This window comes from Nesterenkonia sandarakina (genome assembly GCF_014138825.1).
GTDB classification, from domain to species: Bacteria; Actinomycetota; Actinomycetes; order Actinomycetales; family Micrococcaceae; genus Nesterenkonia; species Nesterenkonia sandarakina.
Genome location: NZ_JACJIH010000001.1, coordinates 2,131,196 through 2,149,017 on the forward strand (window position 1 = coordinate 2,131,196; position 17,822 = coordinate 2,149,017).

Annotated in this window: 18 protein-coding genes; 14 read left to right on the top strand and 4 right to left on the bottom strand. The window is 69.0% G+C overall.

What is annotated here, in order from left to right; translation table 11 throughout:
• The first annotated feature begins 52 nt into the window (after positions 1-52).
• Complete coding sequence (locus tag HNR24_RS09625; RefSeq protein WP_220477200.1) at positions 53-1,888, top strand: ABC transporter ATP-binding protein; 1,836 nt, start codon at positions 53-55, stop codon at positions 1,886-1,888.
• A 68-nt stretch (positions 1,889-1,956) separates the two neighbouring features.
• Positions 1,957-2,685, top strand: coding sequence for a thiamine phosphate synthase (gene thiE, locus HNR24_RS09630; protein ID WP_083504659.1), 729 nt, complete (start codon positions 1,957-1,959; stop codon positions 2,683-2,685).
• On the opposite strand, the gene HNR24_RS09635 is transcribed toward thiE, so the two are convergent.
• Both HNR24_RS09635 and HNR24_RS09640 read right to left on the bottom strand, forming a co-directional pair.
• On the bottom strand, positions 2,582-3,571 hold the full coding sequence (locus HNR24_RS09635) for a LysR family transcriptional regulator substrate-binding protein (RefSeq protein WP_083504658.1): 990 nt from the start codon (positions 3,569-3,571) through the stop codon (positions 2,582-2,584). The genes thiE and HNR24_RS09635 overlap by 104 nt on opposite strands.
• The gene (locus HNR24_RS09640) at positions 3,537-4,250 is read right to left on the bottom strand and encodes a dienelactone hydrolase family protein (protein ID WP_058887939.1); all 714 of its coding nucleotides are present in this window, start codon (positions 4,248-4,250) and stop codon (positions 3,537-3,539) included. The genes HNR24_RS09635 and HNR24_RS09640 overlap by 35 nt, the downstream gene beginning before the upstream one ends.
• A 247-nt stretch (positions 4,251-4,497) precedes the next feature.
• On the opposite strand from HNR24_RS09640, the gene HNR24_RS09645 reads away from it, so the two are divergent.
• From HNR24_RS09645 to HNR24_RS09680, 8 genes are read left to right on the top strand one after another with little or no spacing between them, the layout of a single operon-like run.
• Positions 4,498-4,779, top strand: a complete 282-nt coding sequence (locus HNR24_RS09645) for a hypothetical protein (protein ID WP_058887938.1) — start codon at positions 4,498-4,500, stop codon at positions 4,777-4,779.
• Complete coding sequence (locus tag HNR24_RS09650) at positions 4,776-5,114, top strand: monovalent cation/H(+) antiporter subunit G (protein WP_058887937.1); 339 nt, start codon at positions 4,776-4,778, stop codon at positions 5,112-5,114. The genes HNR24_RS09645 and HNR24_RS09650 overlap by 4 nt, the downstream gene beginning before the upstream one ends.
• Positions 5,111-6,049 (top strand): hydrogenase subunit MbhD domain-containing protein, encoded by a 939-nt coding sequence (locus HNR24_RS14300; RefSeq protein WP_058887936.1) that lies wholly within the window; start codon positions 5,111-5,113, stop codon positions 6,047-6,049. Before HNR24_RS09650 ends, HNR24_RS14300 begins: the two co-directional genes overlap by 4 nt.
• On the top strand, positions 6,046-6,450 hold the full coding sequence (locus HNR24_RS09660; protein WP_058887935.1) for an NADH-quinone oxidoreductase subunit K: 405 nt from the start codon (positions 6,046-6,048) through the stop codon (positions 6,448-6,450). The genes HNR24_RS14300 and HNR24_RS09660 overlap by 4 nt, the downstream gene beginning before the upstream one ends.
• Complete coding sequence (locus HNR24_RS09665; protein WP_157075359.1) at positions 6,447-8,108, top strand: complex I subunit 5 family protein; 1,662 nt, start codon at positions 6,447-6,449, stop codon at positions 8,106-8,108. Before HNR24_RS09660 ends, HNR24_RS09665 begins: the two co-directional genes overlap by 4 nt.
• Positions 8,102-9,664, top strand: a complete 1,563-nt coding sequence (locus HNR24_RS09670; protein ID WP_058887934.1) for a complex I subunit 5 family protein — start codon at positions 8,102-8,104, stop codon at positions 9,662-9,664. The genes HNR24_RS09665 and HNR24_RS09670 overlap by 7 nt, the downstream gene beginning before the upstream one ends.
• The gene (locus HNR24_RS09675; RefSeq protein ID WP_182495665.1) at positions 9,664-11,487 is read left to right on the top strand and encodes a complex I subunit 5 family protein; all 1,824 of its coding nucleotides are present in this window, start codon (positions 9,664-9,666) and stop codon (positions 11,485-11,487) included. The genes HNR24_RS09670 and HNR24_RS09675 overlap by 1 nt, the downstream gene beginning before the upstream one ends.
• Positions 11,484-12,026: a Na+/H+ antiporter subunit E gene (locus HNR24_RS09680; protein WP_182495666.1), complete on the top strand. Its 543-nt coding sequence runs from the start codon at positions 11,484-11,486 to the stop codon at positions 12,024-12,026. The genes HNR24_RS09675 and HNR24_RS09680 overlap by 4 nt, the downstream gene beginning before the upstream one ends.
• Before the next feature lie 34 nt (positions 12,027-12,060).
• Here HNR24_RS09680 and HNR24_RS09685 read toward each other — a convergent pair whose 3' ends face one another.
• Positions 12,061-12,423, bottom strand: a complete 363-nt coding sequence (locus HNR24_RS09685) for a hypothetical protein (protein ID WP_182495667.1) — start codon at positions 12,421-12,423, stop codon at positions 12,061-12,063.
• 134 nt (positions 12,424-12,557) lie between these two features.
• On the opposite strand from HNR24_RS09685, the gene HNR24_RS09690 reads away from it, so the two are divergent.
• Entirely contained in the window at positions 12,558-12,788 is a 231-nt protein-coding gene (locus tag HNR24_RS09690; protein WP_058887931.1) for a hypothetical protein, read from the top strand.
• Positions 12,789-12,794: 6 nt separating this feature from the next.
• Here HNR24_RS09690 and HNR24_RS09695 read toward each other — a convergent pair whose 3' ends face one another.
• Positions 12,795-14,012 carry an ROK family protein gene (locus tag HNR24_RS09695; RefSeq protein ID WP_182495668.1) on the bottom strand — a complete coding sequence of 406 codons (1,218 nt, stop codon included), beginning with the start codon at positions 14,010-14,012 and terminating at the stop codon, positions 12,795-12,797.
• 107 nt (positions 14,013-14,119) lie between these two features.
• Here HNR24_RS09695 and HNR24_RS09700 point away from each other — a divergent pair, with 107 nt between their 5' ends.
• The 3 genes from HNR24_RS09700 to HNR24_RS09710 all read left to right on the top strand — a co-directional run bounded on the left by HNR24_RS09700 (position 14,120) and on the right by HNR24_RS09710 (position 17,820).
• Positions 14,120-15,640: a sugar ABC transporter ATP-binding protein gene (locus HNR24_RS09700; RefSeq protein WP_182495669.1), complete on the top strand. Its 1,521-nt coding sequence runs from the start codon at positions 14,120-14,122 to the stop codon at positions 15,638-15,640.
• On the top strand, positions 15,637-16,698 hold the full coding sequence (locus tag HNR24_RS09705) for an ABC transporter permease (RefSeq protein WP_182495670.1): 1,062 nt from the start codon (positions 15,637-15,639) through the stop codon (positions 16,696-16,698). The genes HNR24_RS09700 and HNR24_RS09705 overlap by 4 nt, the downstream gene beginning before the upstream one ends.
• A gap of 69 nt (positions 16,699-16,767) precedes the next feature.
• Positions 16,768-17,820 (top strand): substrate-binding domain-containing protein, encoded by a 1,053-nt coding sequence (locus HNR24_RS09710; protein ID WP_182495671.1) that lies wholly within the window; start codon positions 16,768-16,770, stop codon positions 17,818-17,820.
• The last annotated feature ends 2 nt before the right edge of the window (positions 17,821-17,822 follow it).

The following is a 17,822-nucleotide window of genomic DNA, read 5'->3' on the forward strand; positions in this document are numbered from 1 at the left end:
GCCCGAGCCATTGCGCCGGAATTCCGCCCGTGCCTGAATAGTGTCCATGTCGGTGAGCGAGAGCGCCGTCTCCACCTCCGTGAGAATGCGTCTGCTCTGGGCCTTCGCGCGGCCCTACAGCAAGGTCCTGGTCTCCGCCCTGCTGCTCTCCCTCCTCGTCTCGGCGATGGCGCTGGCCACGCCGCTGGTGACCCAGTGGGTGCTCGAGACGGTCGCCGTCGGCGGTTCCCTGCGTGATCCGGTGCTGGTGCTCATCGCTCTGCTGATCCTGGGCGCGGTGGTGAGCTGGTTCCAGTGGGTGATGCTGGGCAAGCTCGCCGAGGACGTGGTCTACGACGCCCGCCGCGCCATGATCACCCGCTACCTCGGAGCCCGAGTCTTCGACCTGGGCAGGCGCGGGCCGGGCCAGCTGGTCACCCGGGTGACCTCGGACACCCTGCTGCTCAACGAGGCGGCGTCGAACTCCATCGTGGGCCTGGTCAACGGGAGCATCATGGTTCTCGGCTCCCTGGCACTGATGGCCACTCTGGACTTGGTGCTGCTGGGCACCACGCTTGCCTCGGTGCTGCTGGTGGGCCTCGTGTTCGTGGTGCTGATGCCGCAGATCTCCAGGGTGGAGGAGCGCTCCCAGGCAAGCCTCGGAGACCTCGGTGAGGAGCTGACCGGCACGATGCGCGCGATCAAGACCGTGAAGTCCTCCACGGCAGAGGCTCGCAGCTTTGCTGAGCTGATGCGCCACGTGGGCGAGTCGCGCCGCTGGAGCTTGAAGTCGGTGCGGATCCAAGCCGCGGCATGGACCATCGGCATGGCCGGAGTCAACGCCGCGGTCATCGCAGTGCTGGCCCTGGGCGCCTACCGGGTCTCCACCGGTGAGATGACCGTCTCCGTGCTGGTGGCGTTCCTGCTCTACGTGTGGGGCCTGGCCGGCCCGGTCCTGGAGCTCACCGAGGACCTCACAGCGCTGCAGTCCGGGCTGGCCGCCGCGGCGCGGATCGGCCAGATCCAAGAGCTGCCGGTGGAGTCCGAGCTCTCAGATGTCAGCATCGTGCCCGCGACTCAGCCGGTGGAGGAGGACGCGCAACGTCGCCAGGACCTTCCCGCACCGGGTGCCGGGTCTGAGCCGCCCGCCGGCTGGGACGGCCCGGCGCTGGAGTTCCAGGGGGTCACCGCCGGCTACGGCGCGGACCTCGATCCGGCGGTGATCGACCTTGACCTGGCGATACCGCCCCGGGGCCATATCGCCCTGGTCGGCACATCCGGTGCCGGCAAGACCACAGTGCTGTCCCTGATGCAGCGCTTCCTGGAACCTTCGGCAGGCACACTGCGACTCTTCGGCACGCCCTATGCGGAGCTCAGCCACGCGGAGGTACGCGGCGCTCTGGCGTATGTGGAGCAGGAGACGCCCCTGGTCCCGGGCACACTGCGGGAGAATCTGCTCTTCTCCAACCCGGCAGCCAGTGATCAGGCCGTCGCGGAGGTCCTGGAACGACTCCGGCTCGCGGAGAAGGTCTCCTCCCTCCCCGAGGGCCTCGATACGCGGCTCACCGAGACGAACCTCTCTGGAGGCCAGCGCCAGCGGGTGGCGTTGGCGCGCGCCCTGCTGGCGGCGCCGCGGATCTTGCTGCTGGATGAGGCCACCGCGCAGATCGATGGGATCACCGAGGCGGCGGTGCACCGCACGATCCGTGATCACGCCACCCGGGCCAGCGTGATCACGGTGGCACACCGGCTCTCCACGGTGATCGACGCCGATCGGATCCTCGTGATGCACGCCGGCCGGATCATCGCAGCCGGCACCCACGCCGAGCTGCTGCGGCACAACGCGCTCTACCAGGACCTGGTGGGCAGCCTGGGCCTGGGCCCGGGCTCAGGCGCACCGAGGCTCTGAGCTTCACCTCTCAGGGTTCCGGCACGGAAGCAGGCACGGCGCTGCAGGGGTGCCCTAATGTAGGAGGCATGACTGAGAATGACACCATGGCACACACCCCGCACCCCAAACATCTGGGTCGTATGCGGCGCGAGCGCCTGTCTGGCTCGCGTCTCTACGTGTGCACAGACCTGCAGCGCTTCGTCACGCGCCCCGAGGCGGGTCCGGTGGATGAGCTCGACTTCGACGCGCTGCGCGAGTTCTATGTGGCGTGCTACGCCGGCGGTGTGGACATCATCCAGGTCCGCGATAAGCAGGTGACCGTCCAGACCGAGATCGCCGCCCTGGTCCTGCTGCGCCAGGTGGCAGATGAGTACGGCGGGCTCTCGGCGGCCAATGATCGGGCCGACGTCGCGCTGATCACGGGGGTTGATGTCTTCCACGTCGGCCAGGAGGATCTGAGCACGGAAGAGGCCCGGCTGGTCCTGGGCGACGACGTCGTGATCGGACGCTCCTGTCAGACCATCGAGCAGGTGCAGGAGGCGGATTCTGACATCGGCCTGGACTATTACTGCACCGGACCGATCTGGGAGACACCTACGAAACCAGGACGGGCCGCCGTCGGTCTGGAGCTGCCCGCACAGGCGGCGCGGCTGGGAAGCCGGAAGACCTTCTTCGCCATCGGCGGGATCGATGCCACCAACATCGGTGAGGTCACCGCGGCCGGCGCCGACCGCGTGGTGGTTGTCCGCGCCGTGACCCAGGCTTCGGACCCGACCGCGAGCGCCCAGGCGCTGCGCCAGCAGCTCCCCGCCTAGCACCGGACTTCGACTTCGGGTCTGTCTTCGACCTGGAGTCCGATGTCGACGCCTTCGAGGCCGACCTGGTCTCGGAGGCGGGGCTGATCTCGTTGCGCCCGCTGCCAGGCTTCCGCCCGCGCGCCACCCCGATGAACTCCTGGATCACCGGGCCATCGGCCTCCCGAAGCCAGGCCAGGCCCACGTCATAGCCCAGGACCCCCTGAACCTCTCGGATCACGATGTCCCGGCGGCTCAACATCCGCGCCACCGAACTCGGCAGGATCACCAGACCGGTGCCCGCGGCGACGATCTCCAGCGCCATCCGCTCCCCCGCCGCCAGATCGACCCCGCGCTTGGGCGTGTGCACCGGATCCAGCTGCGCTGCAGGGTCTGGCTCAGCACCTTCCGAGGGCGGGACCGGAGCAGCGTCAGGGTCACGGTCGAGCTCGGGGTGCTCGGTCGCTGACTGCGCCGCCTCCGGCGCGGAGATCTCGGCGCGCAGCTCTGCCGGATCGAAGAACGGCTCCGACGCGATCTCCTCCCAGGTCACCGAGGATTCAGCGGCTGCGACCCAGTGATCCCGGGAGGCACAGACCACCGGGGCCTCCCGGTAGAGCCAGACTCGGTGCAGATCTTCGCCGATTCCGGCCGCTGCATCCTCCGGGAACCGGATGTAGCCGACGTCGACGGTGCCGGCGCGGACCCGCTCCAGCTGGCCAGCCTCGTCGAAGCGCTCCACGCGCAGCGTGAAGTCGGGGTAGCGCTCTCTCCAGCGGGTCACCCACTTATCCGGCGTCGCCCCCGGAATCGCTCCCAGCCTCAGTCCCCGCAGGGGTGGCTGGGGCTCTGCGTCCTCGGCGCGGCCGTGATCAGACAACTTTCTCCTGCAGGAATTCCACGGCACGGTCCCAGGCGAGCTTGGCCCGCTGCGGGTCGTAAGTGCCGATGGCGTTGGTGTCGTTGTGGAAGGCGTGGCCGGCGTCGTAGTAGAAGTAGCTGACCTCCGCGCCGGACTCCGCCCGGATCGCCTCTTCCTGCTCGCGGGCCTGCTCCACGGGGTAGCTCTCATCGTGCTCGGCGTAGTGTCCCTGCACCGCGGCGGTGATCCCGGCGTAGCTCTCCGGCACGCCCTGGCCGACCCCGTAGAACGGCACGGCCGCGGAGACCTTGTTCCCCTGCTGCGCGGCCATGGCCAGCACGAAGCCCCCGCCCATGCAGAATCCGATGGCACCGACAGTGGCGGAGCTGACCGCGTCCAGCCCGAGCAGGTGATCGGTGGCTCCGGCGAGCATCCGGGCACCCTCCTCGGCGGGCAGGTTCGACATCATCTCCTGGGCCTCGGCGCCGTCATGGGTGATCGACCCGCCATAGAGATCCGGGGCCAGGGCCACGAAGCCTGCGGCGGCGAGGCGGTCGGTGACGTCCTTGATGTGATCGGTGAGGCCCCACCATTCCTGGATCACGATCACTGCGGGCCCGGAGCCGCTCGCCGGAAGAGCCAGGTAGCCGTGACCGGTCTCGGCCTGCGCGTCGATGCCGGCGAGCGAGAAGGTGATGTTCTGGTGTGGAGTCTGTTCACTCATGCTCCGACTCTAACGAAGTCCACGTTCCAGGGAGCGCCCCATGGCGCGGACCCGGTGGTGGTCACGTCTGGGACCGCCCGGCCGAGGGGCGAGCGGCTGATCAGTCCGCCGGGATTGAGAGACCGAGCACAGAGGCCCTGGGAATGTCCTGGCCGCGGCGCTTGGATCGCTAGGCTGGTGGGGGTCACGAGCTCCCCTCCAGGACGGGCGTGGCCAGAGACGCGACCCCGGCAGAGAAGGAGCGGTGATGATCCAGGCAGTGCTGCTCGCCGTGTTCGCCGTGCTGCTGGGCAACTACGTCCTGGCTCTCGCAGTCTTCTCCCGGCGCGGCCTCTCCGGGAACTGGCTGCTGGTGGTCCTGCTCACCGGCACCACCGGTGCCGCGCTGGCGGCGGTGCTCGCAGTGCTCTCCGAGGGTGGCTCCCGGTATCTCGATGTGGCCCTCGTGCTCACCGGCACGGCCGCTGTGGCTGCTGCAGTGCGCGCCGGACTGCCCAGGCCGTCCGCGCGCGCGGAGCGGCCGAGATGAGCGGGCTGACTCCGTGGTTGGCGCTGACTCTGATCCTGCTCGGGACCTTCTTCTTCACCGTGGGCACCTTGGGACTGATCCGCTTCCCCGATCTGCGCAGCCGCCTGCATGCACTCACCAAGGCTGACAACCTCGGCCTGGGACTGGTGCTCGCCGGCGTCGCGCTGCTGCTGGGCAGCTGGACCGCCGCCGGCGTGCTGATGCTGACCTGGGTGCTGGCTCTGGCGGCGGCGTCCGTCTCAGCCCATGTGCTCGGCGGACTCGACGCCGGCCCGGAGCGCTCGACGCCGGATCCGGACCCCGCGACCTCGGACTCCCCGGAGCCCACCCCGTGACCGGCGGGGTGCCAGCGGCGGATCTGGTGCTCGGCGCGGGGCTGATCGCCTCGGTGCTGTGCACCGTGCTTCCGCGGTCGCGAACCGCTCAGTCCATGGGACTGCTGGGCCTGGGCGTGCTGGCCACGCTGGCGTGGCTGCGGCTTGGCAGCGTGGATGTGGCGCTGGCCGAGGCCGGCATCGGAGGTGGGATCCTCGCCGCGCTGCTGGTCTGGGTGTCCGTGAGCTCTCCGACCGCGCCCGCCCCCGACGGCGCGAGCGCGCCCCGGTGGCCCTGGCTGCGACCAGCGGTGGGCACGCTCTGCGCCATCACCCTGACCCTCATCGCCGGTGCTGTCTGGCTGCGCGCCGAACAGTCGCTGCCCGCCTGGGAGGCCGCGCTCACCGAGGGCATGGACCTCACCGGGGTGGAGCATGAGATCACCGGGGTGCTGCTGGTGTTCCGGTTCTACGACACGCTGCTGGAATCAGCGGTGCTGATGCTCACTGCGGTCGCCGTGCTCAGCCTGGGCCGGGGCGAGGCCGGCCCGCACCACGGGCTCCCCGCGACAGCCGCCCCGCCGGTCCCTGCGAGCCTGCACTGGCTGATGCGAGTCTTCGCCCCGGTGCTCTTCCTGGCCGGGCTGTGGCTGCTCTTCGCCGGCAGCACCGACTCCGGCGGCGCGTTCCAGTCCGGGGCGGTGCTCTGCGCGGTGCTGATCCTCCTGCGCAGCGCCCACGTGCCGCTGGCGAAGCTCACCGTGGGATGGCTGCGCCCGATGCTGGTCGCCGGCGTCCTCGCGTTCAGCCTCACGGCCCTGGCGCATCTGGAGGCGCCGTTCTCCTTCCCGGTGCTGCTCACGGTGGAGATCCTCTTGACGCTGGGGATCGCAGCCGGGCTCTACGCGATCTACCTGTCCCTGGAGAATCCGACGCAGCCGGAGGTGAGCACATGAGGACCGACGGGCTGGACCTCGGGCTGCACGCTGCCGGCAGCCCCGCACTCGGCATGCTGGAGCTCAGCCAGGTGCAGTGGTATCTGCTGCTCGGCACCGGGATCGCGGTGATCGGGCTGGTCCGGATGCTGCTCACCAGCGATCTCGTGGCCCGCCTGATCGCGCTGAACGTCACCGGCATCGGTTCGCTGATGATCATCATGGCCCTGGCGGCCCGCGCCGCGGAGCCCGAGGGCCCGGTCAGTGACGGTGCCGCCGGCATTGATCCGGTGCTCTCGGCGCTGGTGATCACGGGGCTGGTCATCACCGTGGCCTTCACCGGGTTGGGAGCGGTCCTGATCCGTCGGATCGAAGGCTCAAGGGACGGCGACGACGCCCCGGACGGGGAGGTTCAGCGATGACCGCTCCGCTGAACCTGGCGCCGTTCTGTCTGGCCGCGGTGGTGCTGATTCCGCTGCTGGCCAGCGCGCTGAGCGTGCTGCTGGGCTCCCGCGCGCGGCGGGTCCTGGGTGTGGTCACCTCGGTGACGGTGCTCGGACTCAGCGCGCCGATCCTGGTCCACGTCAGCTCCGGGCAGACGCTCCAGCTGGCCCTGGGCGGCTTCGATCCCCCGCTGGGCATCACCCTGCGTGCGGACGGTCTCTCCGCGGTGTTCCTGGCGATGACCACGGTGATCGGGACGGTGCTCAGCTGCTACGCAGCCGCGCGTCCCGCGGCCACCGGGACACACCGTGCGGCGCTGCCCGGCGTCACGGAGCCAGACGGCACCGCCGCAGCGCCGGGGCCTGCGAGCGCGGCGACCGACGGAGGGTGGCGCCCCGGACATGCCGGGTTCTGGCCGCTGTGGCTGGGTTGCTGGGCCGGGCTCAACGCCGTGTTCCTCTCCGGTGACCTGTTCAACACCTATGTCGGGCTGGAACTGGTGGGTCTCACTGCGGTGGCGCTGGTGGCCCTGGGCGGTCGCGAGGCCTGGCCCGCAGCGCTGCGCTACCTCTTCATCGCGGTGCTGGGCTCGCTGCTCTTCCTGATCGGAGTGGCGCTGATCTACTCGGTGACCGGCACCCTGGACATCATCGCCTCGGGTCAGAGCATCGCGGAGCTCGCCGCCGAGGACGACGCCGACCTCGTCGCCGTCGTGCTGGCGATGTGCCTGATCAGTCTGGGGCTGGCGCTGAAGATCGCCCTGGTGCCGCTGCATCGATGGCTGATCCCGGCGCACTCCGCGGCGCCCAGCGCGGTCTCCCCGCTGCTCTCGGCGCTGGTGATCAAGGCGGCGCTGTTCGTGCTGCTGCGCAGCTGGCTGTGGGTGGCCGGGCCGCTGCCGGAGCTCACCGCCCTGGCGTGGGTGCTGGCCGGGATGGGCACCGCCGCGGTGCTGCTGGGCTCGGTGATGGCCCTGCGGCAGAGCCGGCTCAAGCCGCTGATCGCCTATTCCACCGTGGCCCAGGTCGGCTATTGGTTCCTGCTGCTGCCGCTGCTGCTGGACCCGAGCACCAGCGCGCTGGAGGCACAGACCACCCTGGATGACGGCGCCGTGCTGGCGGGCGCACTGAGCGGGACCGTTGCCCTTGCCCTGGGGCACGGGGTGGCGAAGTCCAGCCTCTTCCTCTGCGCAGGACACCTCAAAGACCGCTACGGCACCGATGAGATCGCGCAGCTGCGCGGCGCCGGGCGGGCGCATCCGATGCTGGTGATGAGCATGGGACTCAGCGCGGTGGGTCTGATCGGGCTGCCGCTCTCGCTTGGGTTCTCCGGAAAGTGGCTGCTGGCCACCTCCGCCGTGGCCGCGGGAGACTACTGGATCCTGCTGGTCCTGGTGGCCGGGACGCTGTTCAGCGCCGCCTACCTGCTCAAGGCCGTGGCCCCGCTGCTGGTGATGAGCGAAGACGACCAGACGGCGCTCGCCCTGCCCCAGGCCAGGACCGCGCAGCACGTGGCCGAGGCCAGCACCACCGGGAAGGCGCAGCTGGCACCCTTCGTGCTGGGGCTGCTCACCGTGCTCACCGGCTTTCTCGGCGTCTGGCTCAGCGAGATCCTGGAGGTGGGCGCCCCATGGTGACCTGGCTCGAACAGATCCCGGCGGAGCTGCTTCCTGCCATCCCGGTGGTGATGGTGCTGCTCTCGCTGACCGCCGCCGTCGCGATCTTCCCGCTGCCGGAGAACAGTGTGCGGCTGCGCGCCGGGATCAACCTCACCGCCGCGGTGGTCAAGGTGCTGCTGATCATCGCCCTGGTCCCGGCGGTGGTCGCCGACGGCGCCCGGCCGGAGTTCTCGGCACCCTTCCTGCCCGGCATCGACCTGGTGCTGCGGGTGGATCCGCTGGCGCTGTTCTTCGCCGGACTCTCCGCGCTGCTGTGGCTGCTGACCACCATCTACGCGCTGGGGTACCTGCGCGGGTCTAAAAACAAGAGCCGGTTCTTCGGGTTCTTCAGTCTCTGTGTCACCGCCACAGTGGGCATCTCCTTCTCCGGGAACCTGATCACGTTCCTGGTGTTCTACGAGCTGCTCACCGTGGTGACCTACCCGTTGGTGGCGCACTGGGGAACGCCTGCCTCGTTGCGGGCGGCCCGGATCTACCTGCGCTACGCGCTCGGCGGGGGGCTCGCCGTGCTCGTCGGAGTGGTCTGGCTGACCATGTATGTGGGCCCGGTGGACTTCGCCGACGGCGGCGCCGAGGGGGTCGCCGAACTGGTGGGTTCGAACCCGGTGCCCGCGCTGCTGATCTTCGTGCTGCTCGTGGGCGGACTCGGGGTCAAGGCGGCGCTGTTCCCGCTGCACGGCTGGCTGCCGCTGGCCATGGTCGCTCCTGCCCCCGTCTCAGCCCTGCTGCACGCGGTGGCAGTGGTCAAGGCCGGTGTCTTCGGGATCGTGCGGGTGCTCCACGACGTCTTCGGGGTCGACGCCGCCGCCGAGCTGGGGGTGCTGACCCCGCTGCTGATCCTCGCGGCGTTCACCATCCTCTACGGGTCCTATCAGGCGCTGCGCCAGCAGGAGATCAAGAAGCGGCTCGCCTATTCCACGGTCTCCCAGGTCAGCTATGTGGTGCTCGGAGTTGCGATGGTCAACGTGCTCGCCACCACCGGCGGGGTGGTGCACCTGGTGCACCAGGGACTGATGAAGGTGACCCTGTTCTTCTGCGCAGGGCTCTTCGCGGAGGTGATCCGGGCCCATACGGTGAGCCAGCTGCGCGGGGCCGGGCGGCGGATGCCGCTGACCTCGGCGGCGTTCACCGTGGGCGCCTTGGGGATGATCGGACTGCCCCCGACTGCTGGGTTCATCTCCAAATGGCAGCTCGGCACCGGCGCGATGGCCTCGGAACATCCCTGGGTGCTGTGGGTCCTGGTGGGCTCCTCGCTGCTGAATGCGGCGTATTTCCTGCCGGTGGTCTACGCGCTGTGGTTCGTCGACCCGGAGGAGGTGGACCCGGAGACGCTGCTCAGCGGTGACTCTGAGACCGCCGCCTCAGCTGACCCGCTGCGTGTGCGTGAGCCCAAGAGCCTGCTGATCCCCGCGCTGAGCACCGCAGTGCTGACGCTCTTGGTCGGGATCGGGGCCTCGCTGGCCTTCGCCCCGCTGCAGATCGCGCGGTTCATCGCCGAGGGGGTGCTGGGCTGATGCTCACCTCACCCTCCCTGCTGATCACCGTGACCCTGCTGACCCCGCTGGTCCTGGTACTGGGACTCAGCGGACTGCTGTCCCCGCTGCGGGCATTCAGGATGCGACGTCGGCTCACCGTGCTGGCTCCGCTGGCTGTGGTTCCCGCAGTGCTGCTGGCGGTGGTGGCGGGCCCTGGCACAGCGGCGGCGAGCCTGGAGGTGCCGTGGCTGCTCTTCGGTGCATATTTCGCGGTGGACCTCTATGCCAGACCGCTGCTGCTGATCGCCGCGCTGCTTTATGGCGCTGCCCTGCTGGGGATCAGCTGGATCAAGCTGCGCGACACCGAGCGCGGCTCGGGCGCGCTCTCAGCGTTCCTGCTGCTCAGCTTCACCGGCAACATCGGGACCTATCTCGCTGCCGACGTCGCCAGCTTCTACCTGAGCTTCGCGCTGATGAGCTTCTCTGCGGCGGGGCTGGTGATCCATTACCGGACCGCGGCGGCGCAGCGGGCCACCAAGGTGTATCTGGTGATGTCGGTGCTCTCGGAGACCGCCATCCTGGCCGCCCTGATCCTGGTGACCTCCGCCGGGGGCTTCCTGCTCGCCGATGCTGGGCACGCCGCCGGCACCGCGCACACCGGCCTGATCCAGGGGCTGCTGATCTTCGGCTTCGGGGTCAAGGCCGGCACCGTCCCGCTGCATGTCTGGCTGCCCCTGGCTCATCCCGCCGCGCCCCCGGCGGCCTCCGCGGTGCTCTCCGGGGCGATGGTCAAGGCCGGGCTGATCGGCTGGCTGCGGTTCCTGCCCGAGGGAGCGACCGCCGGTGCGGTGCTGCTGGCCCTGGCGCTGGCAGGTGCCTTCGCCGCCGTCGTGCTGGGGGTCCTGCAGCGGGACCCGAAGGTGATCCTGGCCTATTCGACGATCTCGCAGATGGGGTTCATCACCGTGCTCATCGCCGTGGGGCTGATGCTCCCCGAGCTGCAGCCGGCGACGTCGGCCGCTGCGGTGGTCTACGCGATCCATCATGGCCTGGCCAAGGGCGCGCTGTTCCTCGGGGTTCCGGTGGTCAAGCACTACGCCCGGGGCAGGACCGGGATCCTGGTGCTGCTCGGGATGCTCGGCGCGGGACTGGCGGTGGCGGGCGCCCCGTTGACCTCCGGGGCCTTCGGGAAGTACGTCTCCAAGGAGGCGGTCAGCGGGATCGAGGTGCTCGGCGTGGGGCTGGACACGCTGCTTCCGCTGGTCGCGACCGGCTCCACCCTGCTGCTGCTGCGTTTCGCGGTGGTCCTCTTCAGGACAGAGCGCGATCCACGCCGTCGCGCGGATGGGGAGCTGTACTCCTGGCTGGGTGTCTGCGCGGCCGGGATCCTGGTGCCGTGGCTGATCGGCGCCCGGTGGGTCACCGATCCGGTGCAGGCCGAGGGCGTCGCGGTGCCCAGCTGGGAGCCGAGCACACTGTGGGACGCGACCTGGCCGATTCTGCTGGGCGTGCTGCTAGCGGCGCTGACCTGGGCAGCGGCCCGGCGTGAGTGGCTGCCGGACCGGCTCACCGACGCTGAGACGGCCGTGATTCCACCGGGTGACCTGTTGCTGGCAGAGGAGTCGTTGCTGCGTCGCGCTCGGAGAGACGGCGGCCGGACGCTGGATGGAGCGCACCGACTCATCACCGCCGCGGCGCAGCGGTGGGGCACAGCCTTCTCCGCCGCGGCGCAGCGCGGACGGCACGGGGTCTCCTGGACTGAGGCCCGTCTGAGCGGATGGGAGTCCACCGGCCTGGTGCTGGTGGTGCTGCTGACCGTGGTCACCGCGGCCACGATGCTGTTGGTGGGGAGAAGCTCATGAGCAGTTTCGTGGTGGCCGGGGTGCTGCGTGCGCTGCTTCTCGGGCTGCTCTGGTGGGCGCTCTCCGGAGGGGGCGCGGACTACGTGAGCTACGGGGTGATCTCGGTGGCGCTGGCCACGGCGCTGAGCCTGGTGCTGCTCCCGCCCTCCTCAGCGCGCTCTCCGCGCGAGTGGCCGCGTCGCTGGGGTGCCATCGTGGTGCTGCTCGGCTGGTTCCTGGGGCAGTCGGTGATCGGCGGGCTCGACGTGGCGCGCCGGGCGCTCTCCCGCCCCATCGACGTCGAGCCCTGTGTGATGGTGGCGCCCTTCGCGCTGGAACCTGGTCAGGCCCGGCAGCTCGCGCTGGCGCTGATGAACCTGATGCCCGGATCCATGGTGCAGCAGGTGATCGACGCCGAGGGTGAACCGGCGGACCACACCGCGGAGGGACCGGTCAGCACGCCGGTGGCGGTGCAGCTGCATACACTCTCCGCGCAGCTGGATCCGGCAAGCCAGTGGGCGCGGCTGCAGCGCCGGGTCGGCGCCGCCTTCGGGTTGTAAGCCCCGGCTGACGCCTGTCTTCACCGCGGGCAGGTCAGCGCTGGCCGGGACCGAGCGGCGAGTCTGCGGCGGCGGGCTGTGCCGCCGGGTGCCCGCGCTGCCCATGCTGTCCCCGTGCCACCCGTCGGTTATGCAGGACGTTCATGATCATCACCGGCAGGAAGGCAGGCAGCAGCAGAAGCAGGCCGGCGTAGCCCAGCGTCGAGCTCCAGCCGGCGACTCCCAGGAGCAGCAGCCCGATGGCCGCGGCTCGCACCGCGTGGATCCGACGCGGGTGGCGCGCCGGACGGCCCCAGAGCTGGGGGATGCGTTCGCTGGGATTGGCCTGGCTGACCATGCGGAACGAGATCGTGAACAATACCGCGCCGATGATCAAGCTAAGAGTTGGAAGAAGCACATCCATTTCTCCATGACATCGGCTGAGGTCTCAGCCGTCAATCCTGATGAGCGGTTTCCTGTTTCATTCTCCAGGGCTCCGGTAGCGTGGAGAACTGCGTCAAAATCCGATTCTCCGAGAATGAGGCTGAACACATGGCACGTCGCAGAAACATCATCAATGCGCTGCTGTTCTTTGCCCCGATCGGGATCGTGCTCTCCGCCATTCCACAGGCTCCGGACTACACGGCGACGATCGGCTGGGGGCTCGCCCCGGTGATGCTGGGCGCCGCCCTGGTTCTGGCGCTGCGCAACGCCCAGGAGCAGCGCGCCCAGGCACAGCGTGACGGGGAGTCCGAGCACACGGTGACCTCAGGGTCGACCTGAAACAGATCAGCCGATCAGGCGGTTCACGTTCTCGACCGAGAGCCCGTGACCAGTCACCAGCGCTGAGGCGCCGAGCACTCCGGCGCGCGCCGTGGTCTGGCTGGCCACGATGCGCAGATGCTGAGTGGCCAGGGGCAGCGATCGGGAGTAGACGGCTTCGCGGATGCCGGCCAGGAAATGCTCCCCGGCGGTGGAGACCACCCCGCCGATCACGATGACCGAGGGATTGAGCAGGTTCACGCAGCCGGCCAGCACCGATCCGACCTGCCGTCCGGCCTGGCGCACGGTGCGCAGGGCCTCCAGATCCCCGGAGCGCACCAGCTCCAACATCGCGGCATGGTTCGGCACGTCAAAGCCACGTTCCCGCAGCTGGGCCGCAATCGCCGGCCCGGAGGCCACCGCCTCCAGACAGCCCGAATTCCCGCAGGTGCAGGGCGTCGCATCCCCGTCCGGGGTGGCGATATGCCCGAGGTCCCCGGCCGCCCCCTGCGCGCCGTGCTGGAGTCGACCGTCGCTGATGATCCCGGAGCCGATCCCCGTGGCCACTTTCACGAACATCATGTTGGCGACCCCCGGATAGGCCACGGCGTGCTCTCCCAGGGCCATCGCGTTGACGTCGTTGTCCACCAGGATCGGCCCGGGGAACCAGCGGCGCAGATGTCCGGGGATGTCGAAATGATCCCATCCGGGCATGATCGGCGGGCTCATCGGCCGGCCGGTGGCGAACTCCACCGGTCCGGGCACACCCACCCCGACGCCCAGCAGGTCCTCCGGGCTGCGGCCGGCCTCCTGAAGCAGCTCCAGGCCGATTCTTCCCACCGCGTCGAGCACAGCCACCGGGCCCTTGGTGATGTCGAGCTCCTGCTGCCGCTCGCTGAGCACCCTGGTGGCCAGATCGGTCACGGCGATGCGGGCATGGGTGCCCCCCAGATCCACCGCCAGCACGGAGCGGGCCTCGGGGTTGACGGTGAAGGTGCTCGGGGGACGACCGCCGGTGGAGGAGTTCTCACCCGCCGGCCGGATGAGCGCGGCATTCAGCAGCTCCTCCACCCTGGCGGAGATCGTGGAGCGCGCAAATCCTGTCATAGCGGTCAGGTCAGACCGGGTCCGCGGCGTGCCGTCCCGAAACAGCTGGAACAGTGCGCCCGCGCTGTTGGGCAGGGTGTTCCCGGACGGCGCGGAGGCCACTGCGTTCTGCTCATCGATCACGGAGACGTAGGCCATGGATCAAGTAAACCACCCCCGCTTCGGACTGCGGGAGTTCTAAAGTTTTCCAGAACACGGTCGACTTTTGATTGACACCCGACAGAAGTGCGCTCACTATTGTGATTATGATCACACAAAATGCTGGGTCGGAGCTCCTGCGCATGCGGGGCATCAGCAAGCACTTCCCCGGTGCCAAGGCCCTCGACGGCGTGGACCTGGACATCCGCCCCGGCGAGGTGCACTGCCTGCTGGGCCAGAACGGTGCCGGGAAGTCCACGCTGATCAAGGTGCTCTCCGGGGCCCACCAGCCCACCGGGGGTGAGATCTCCTGGAAGGGCGAGCCGGTCACCATCGACACCACCATGGCGGCCCTGCGACTGGGCATCGCCACGATGTATCAGGAGCTCGACGTCGTCGACGGGCTCAGCGTCGCTGAGAACGTGTTCCTCGGTCACGAGCTCAGCACCGGAGGCGTGCTGCGTCGATCCACCGCCCTGGAGCACACCCGTGATCTGCTCCGACGCCTGGGCCATCCGGAGATCCCCGCTCAGCGTGAGGTCGGACGGCTCTCCGCAGCCGGAAAACAGATCGTCTCAATGGCGCGGGCCCTCTCCCACGACGCCCAGCTGATCATCATGGACGAACCCTCCGCGGTCCTGGACCCGGAAGAGGTGGAGAACCTGTTCCGGGTGGTGCACACGCTGCGAGACCAGGGGGTTGCGGTGGTCTACATCTCTCACCGCCTCGAAGAGATCCGGCGCATCGGTGATCGGATCACGGTGCTCAAGGATGGGCGCACCGTGGCCACCAGCCTCGAGGTCAGCGACACCCCGACCAGAGAACTCATCGCGCTGATGACCGGACACGAGGTCATCTCTGACTTCGGCGGTGCTGCGATCGGGCCCACAAGCGATCAGCCGCTGCTCGAAGTCGAGGGACTCAGCCTCCAGGGCGTCTTCGAACCGGTCTCCTTCGATGTCCGCCCGGGCGAGGTGGTCGGACTGGCAGGCCTGGTGGGTGCAGGCCGTTCAGAGATCCTGGAGACCATCTACGGGGCTCGCCGCGCCACCACCGGAGAGGTCCGGGTGAAAGGCAGGCGCCTGCGCCGCGGGTCCGTGCCGGACGCGGTGCAGCACGGGGTGGGCCTGGCCCCGGAGGAGCGCAAGAGCCAGGGACTGCTGCTGGATGAACCGATCTATCGCAACATCACCCTCTCCACCTTTGCCCGCTTCGGCAGATCCGGACTGCTCAACGAGCGTGCCGAACGCAGCGCGGCCCGCGCGCAGGCCCAGGCGCTGCACCTCTCCCCTGCCGATGTGCAGCGCAGCATCCGCACACTCTCCGGAGGCAACCAGCAGAAGGCGATGCTCGCCCGCTGGCTGGTCCACGGGTGCGAGGTGCTGCTGCTGGATGAGCCCACTCGCGGCGTCGACGTCGGCGCCCGGGCTGAGATCTATGGTCTGGTCCGCGAACTGAGCCGGCAGGGCACGGCGGTGCTGATGGTCTCCAGCGAGATCGAAGAGGTCCTGGGGCTCGCCGATCGAGTCCTGGTCGTCGCCGACGGCCGCGTGGTCCACACCGGATCCACCAAGGACATCAACGAACACCAGGTGCTTGATCTTGTGATGGAAGGAGCTCACGGATGAGTGAGACAACAGCAACAGGCTCCCCCGCCGGAACCTCTGCCGAGGACGGAGCCCCCGGCCGGGACCTCGCCCCGGCCCAGGAGCAGTCCGCGAAGACCGCCTCGGGGTCAAGGCTCAGCCTGGGGCATAGCCTCGGCCTGATCCTCGCCCTGGGGGCACTGATCGCCTTGGGCGTGATCACCGGCGGTGACCGCTTCCTCAGCGTGGCCAACCTCATGGTCATCCTGCAGCAGGCGGCCGTGATCGGAGTGATCAGCATCGGAGTCACCTTCGTGATCACCTCGGGAGGCATCGACCTCTCGGTGGGCTCGGTGATGGGGCTGGCCACCATCTGGGCCACCACCTTGGGAACCCAGGCGATGGCCACGGACATCCACTGGTCGATCATGTTCTTCACCGCCCTGGCGGTGGGCGCCGCGGCGGGCCTGCTCAACGGGGTCATCATCGCCTACGGGAAGGTGGTGCCGTTCATCGCCACCCTGGCGATGCTGGTCGCCGCGCGCGGCTTCGCCGAGCTGATCTCCGGGCGGCAGACCCAGATCGTCACGGTCCAGGAGTTCAACAGCGTCTTCCGCGGGGACTTCCTGGGCATCTCGGTGATCGTGTGGATGTTCCTGCTGGTCGCGGCCGCCGGGTGGTTCCTGCTGAACCGGACCACCTTCGGACGCCGCACCATCGCGGTGGGCGGAAATGCCGAGGCCGCCCGGCTCGCCGGGATCAAGGTCAAGCTTCACCTCGTCATGGTCTACGCCCTCTCCGGGCTCTGCGCCGGAATTGCGGCCGTGATGATGATCAGCCGGACCACCTCAGGCTCCTCCACCCATGGCTACCTCTACGAGCTCGACGCGATCGCCGCGGTGGTCATCGGGGGCACGCTGCTCGCCGGTGGCCGCGGCACCATCTTCGGCACGGTGCTCGGTGTCCTGGTCTTCGCGGTGCTCACCAATGTCTTTGTCCAGAACAACCTCGATTCATCCGTCCAGGCGGTGGTCAGCGGCGCGATCATCGTCGCCGCGGTCCTGCTGCAGCAGCGCTTCTCCGCGCACCGAACCACCTAGACCACCTAGACCACACGTTCATCCTCGTCCCGCTTCGCACCGCACGACCCACTCTCATCAGGAGGAATCATGTCCCGCTTCACCCCCCGATATCTCTCAGCGGCCGCCCTCATCTCGGTCACCCTCATGGTCAGCGGCTGCCTCTCGAATGACCCCGAGGAGGTCGAGTCAGAGGACGACGCCGGCGCCTCGGCCGCGGAGCCGGCCGGCGACAACGCCGAACCAGGTGAGGAAGTCGTGATCGGCTTCTCCGGGCCCGCCGCCGGCCACGGTTGGATCGGCGCCATCACCGAAGGCGCCCAGGCGCAGGGCGAGGAGTTCGAAGACATCGATCTGCGGGTCTCGGAGGGCACCGATGACGTCAACGAACAGATCAGCCAGATCGAGCAGTTCATCAATGACGGAGTGGACGCGATCGTGGTCCTGCCCTTCGACGGCGCCGCGCTGACCGAGGTGGCCACCGACGCGATGGAGGCCGGGATCCCGGTGGTCAACGTGGACCGGGAGTTCTCCAGCCCGTTCGCCGCGCGCACCACGATCCTCGGCGACAACTACGGCATGGGCGTCTCGGCCGGCAACTACATCTGTGAACAGCTCGGTGATCAGGAGGACGCCGTGGTCGCTGAGATCGCCGGGATCGACTCGCTGCCGCTGACCCAGGATCGCAGCGAGGGCTTCGAACAGGCGCTGAGCGACTGCGGCCTGGAGGTGGACAACCGGGTCGCGGCTGACTTCACCGTCGCCGGCGGGGAGAGCGCGGCCGCCAACCTGCTTCAGGCGGCACCGGAGATCGACGCGATCTGGAACCACGACGACGATCAGGGCGTCGGGGTCCTCGCCGCCATCGAGAACGCCGGACGTGATGAGTTCTTCATGGTCGGCGGCGCGGGTTCAGCCAATATGATGCGCGAGATCAAATCCGGGGACTCTGTGGTCGAGGCGACCGTCGTCTACCCGGCCTCCCAGGCGGCCGACGGCGTGCGTCTGGCTCGGCTGCTGGCTCAGGGACGCGCCATGGGAGACCTGGTGCAGAGTGACGTGCCCCGCGAGATCCAGCTCTATGCCCCGGTGGTCACCGAAGAGAACGTGGAACAGTACCTGCCCGACGCCTTCGAATCCTGAGC

What these genes read in the sequence shown, in the direction of transcription:
- thiE (WP_083504659.1), top strand. Translation starts at nt 1,957, where the DNA reads ATGACTGAGAATGACACCATGGCACACACCCCGCACCCCAAACATCTG.
- HNR24_RS09640 (WP_058887939.1), bottom strand. Translation starts at nt 4,250, where the DNA reads ATGAGTGAACAGACTCCACACCAGAACATCACCTTCTCGCTCGCCGGC.
- HNR24_RS09645 (WP_058887938.1), top strand. Translation starts at nt 4,498, where the DNA reads ATGATCCAGGCAGTGCTGCTCGCCGTGTTCGCCGTGCTGCTGGGCAAC.
- HNR24_RS09650 (WP_058887937.1), top strand. Translation starts at nt 4,776, where the DNA reads ATGAGCGGGCTGACTCCGTGGTTGGCGCTGACTCTGATCCTGCTCGGG.
- HNR24_RS09660 (WP_058887935.1), top strand. Translation starts at nt 6,046, where the DNA reads ATGAGGACCGACGGGCTGGACCTCGGGCTGCACGCTGCCGGCAGCCCC.
- HNR24_RS09665 (WP_157075359.1), top strand. Translation starts at nt 6,447, where the DNA reads ATGACCGCTCCGCTGAACCTGGCGCCGTTCTGTCTGGCCGCGGTGGTG.
- HNR24_RS09670 (WP_058887934.1), top strand. Translation starts at nt 8,102, where the DNA reads ATGGTGACCTGGCTCGAACAGATCCCGGCGGAGCTGCTTCCTGCCATC.
- HNR24_RS09675 (WP_182495665.1), top strand. Translation starts at nt 9,664, where the DNA reads ATGCTCACCTCACCCTCCCTGCTGATCACCGTGACCCTGCTGACCCCG.
- HNR24_RS09680 (WP_182495666.1), top strand. Translation starts at nt 11,484, where the DNA reads ATGAGCAGTTTCGTGGTGGCCGGGGTGCTGCGTGCGCTGCTTCTCGGG.
- HNR24_RS09690 (WP_058887931.1), top strand. Translation starts at nt 12,558, where the DNA reads ATGGCACGTCGCAGAAACATCATCAATGCGCTGCTGTTCTTTGCCCCG.
- HNR24_RS09695 (WP_182495668.1), bottom strand. Translation starts at nt 14,012, where the DNA reads ATGGCCTACGTCTCCGTGATCGATGAGCAGAACGCAGTGGCCTCCGCG.
- HNR24_RS09700 (WP_182495669.1), top strand. Translation starts at nt 14,120, where the DNA reads ATGATCACACAAAATGCTGGGTCGGAGCTCCTGCGCATGCGGGGCATC.
- HNR24_RS09705 (WP_182495670.1), top strand. Translation starts at nt 15,637, where the DNA reads ATGAGTGAGACAACAGCAACAGGCTCCCCCGCCGGAACCTCTGCCGAG.
- HNR24_RS09710 (WP_182495671.1), top strand. Translation starts at nt 16,768, where the DNA reads ATGTCCCGCTTCACCCCCCGATATCTCTCAGCGGCCGCCCTCATCTCG.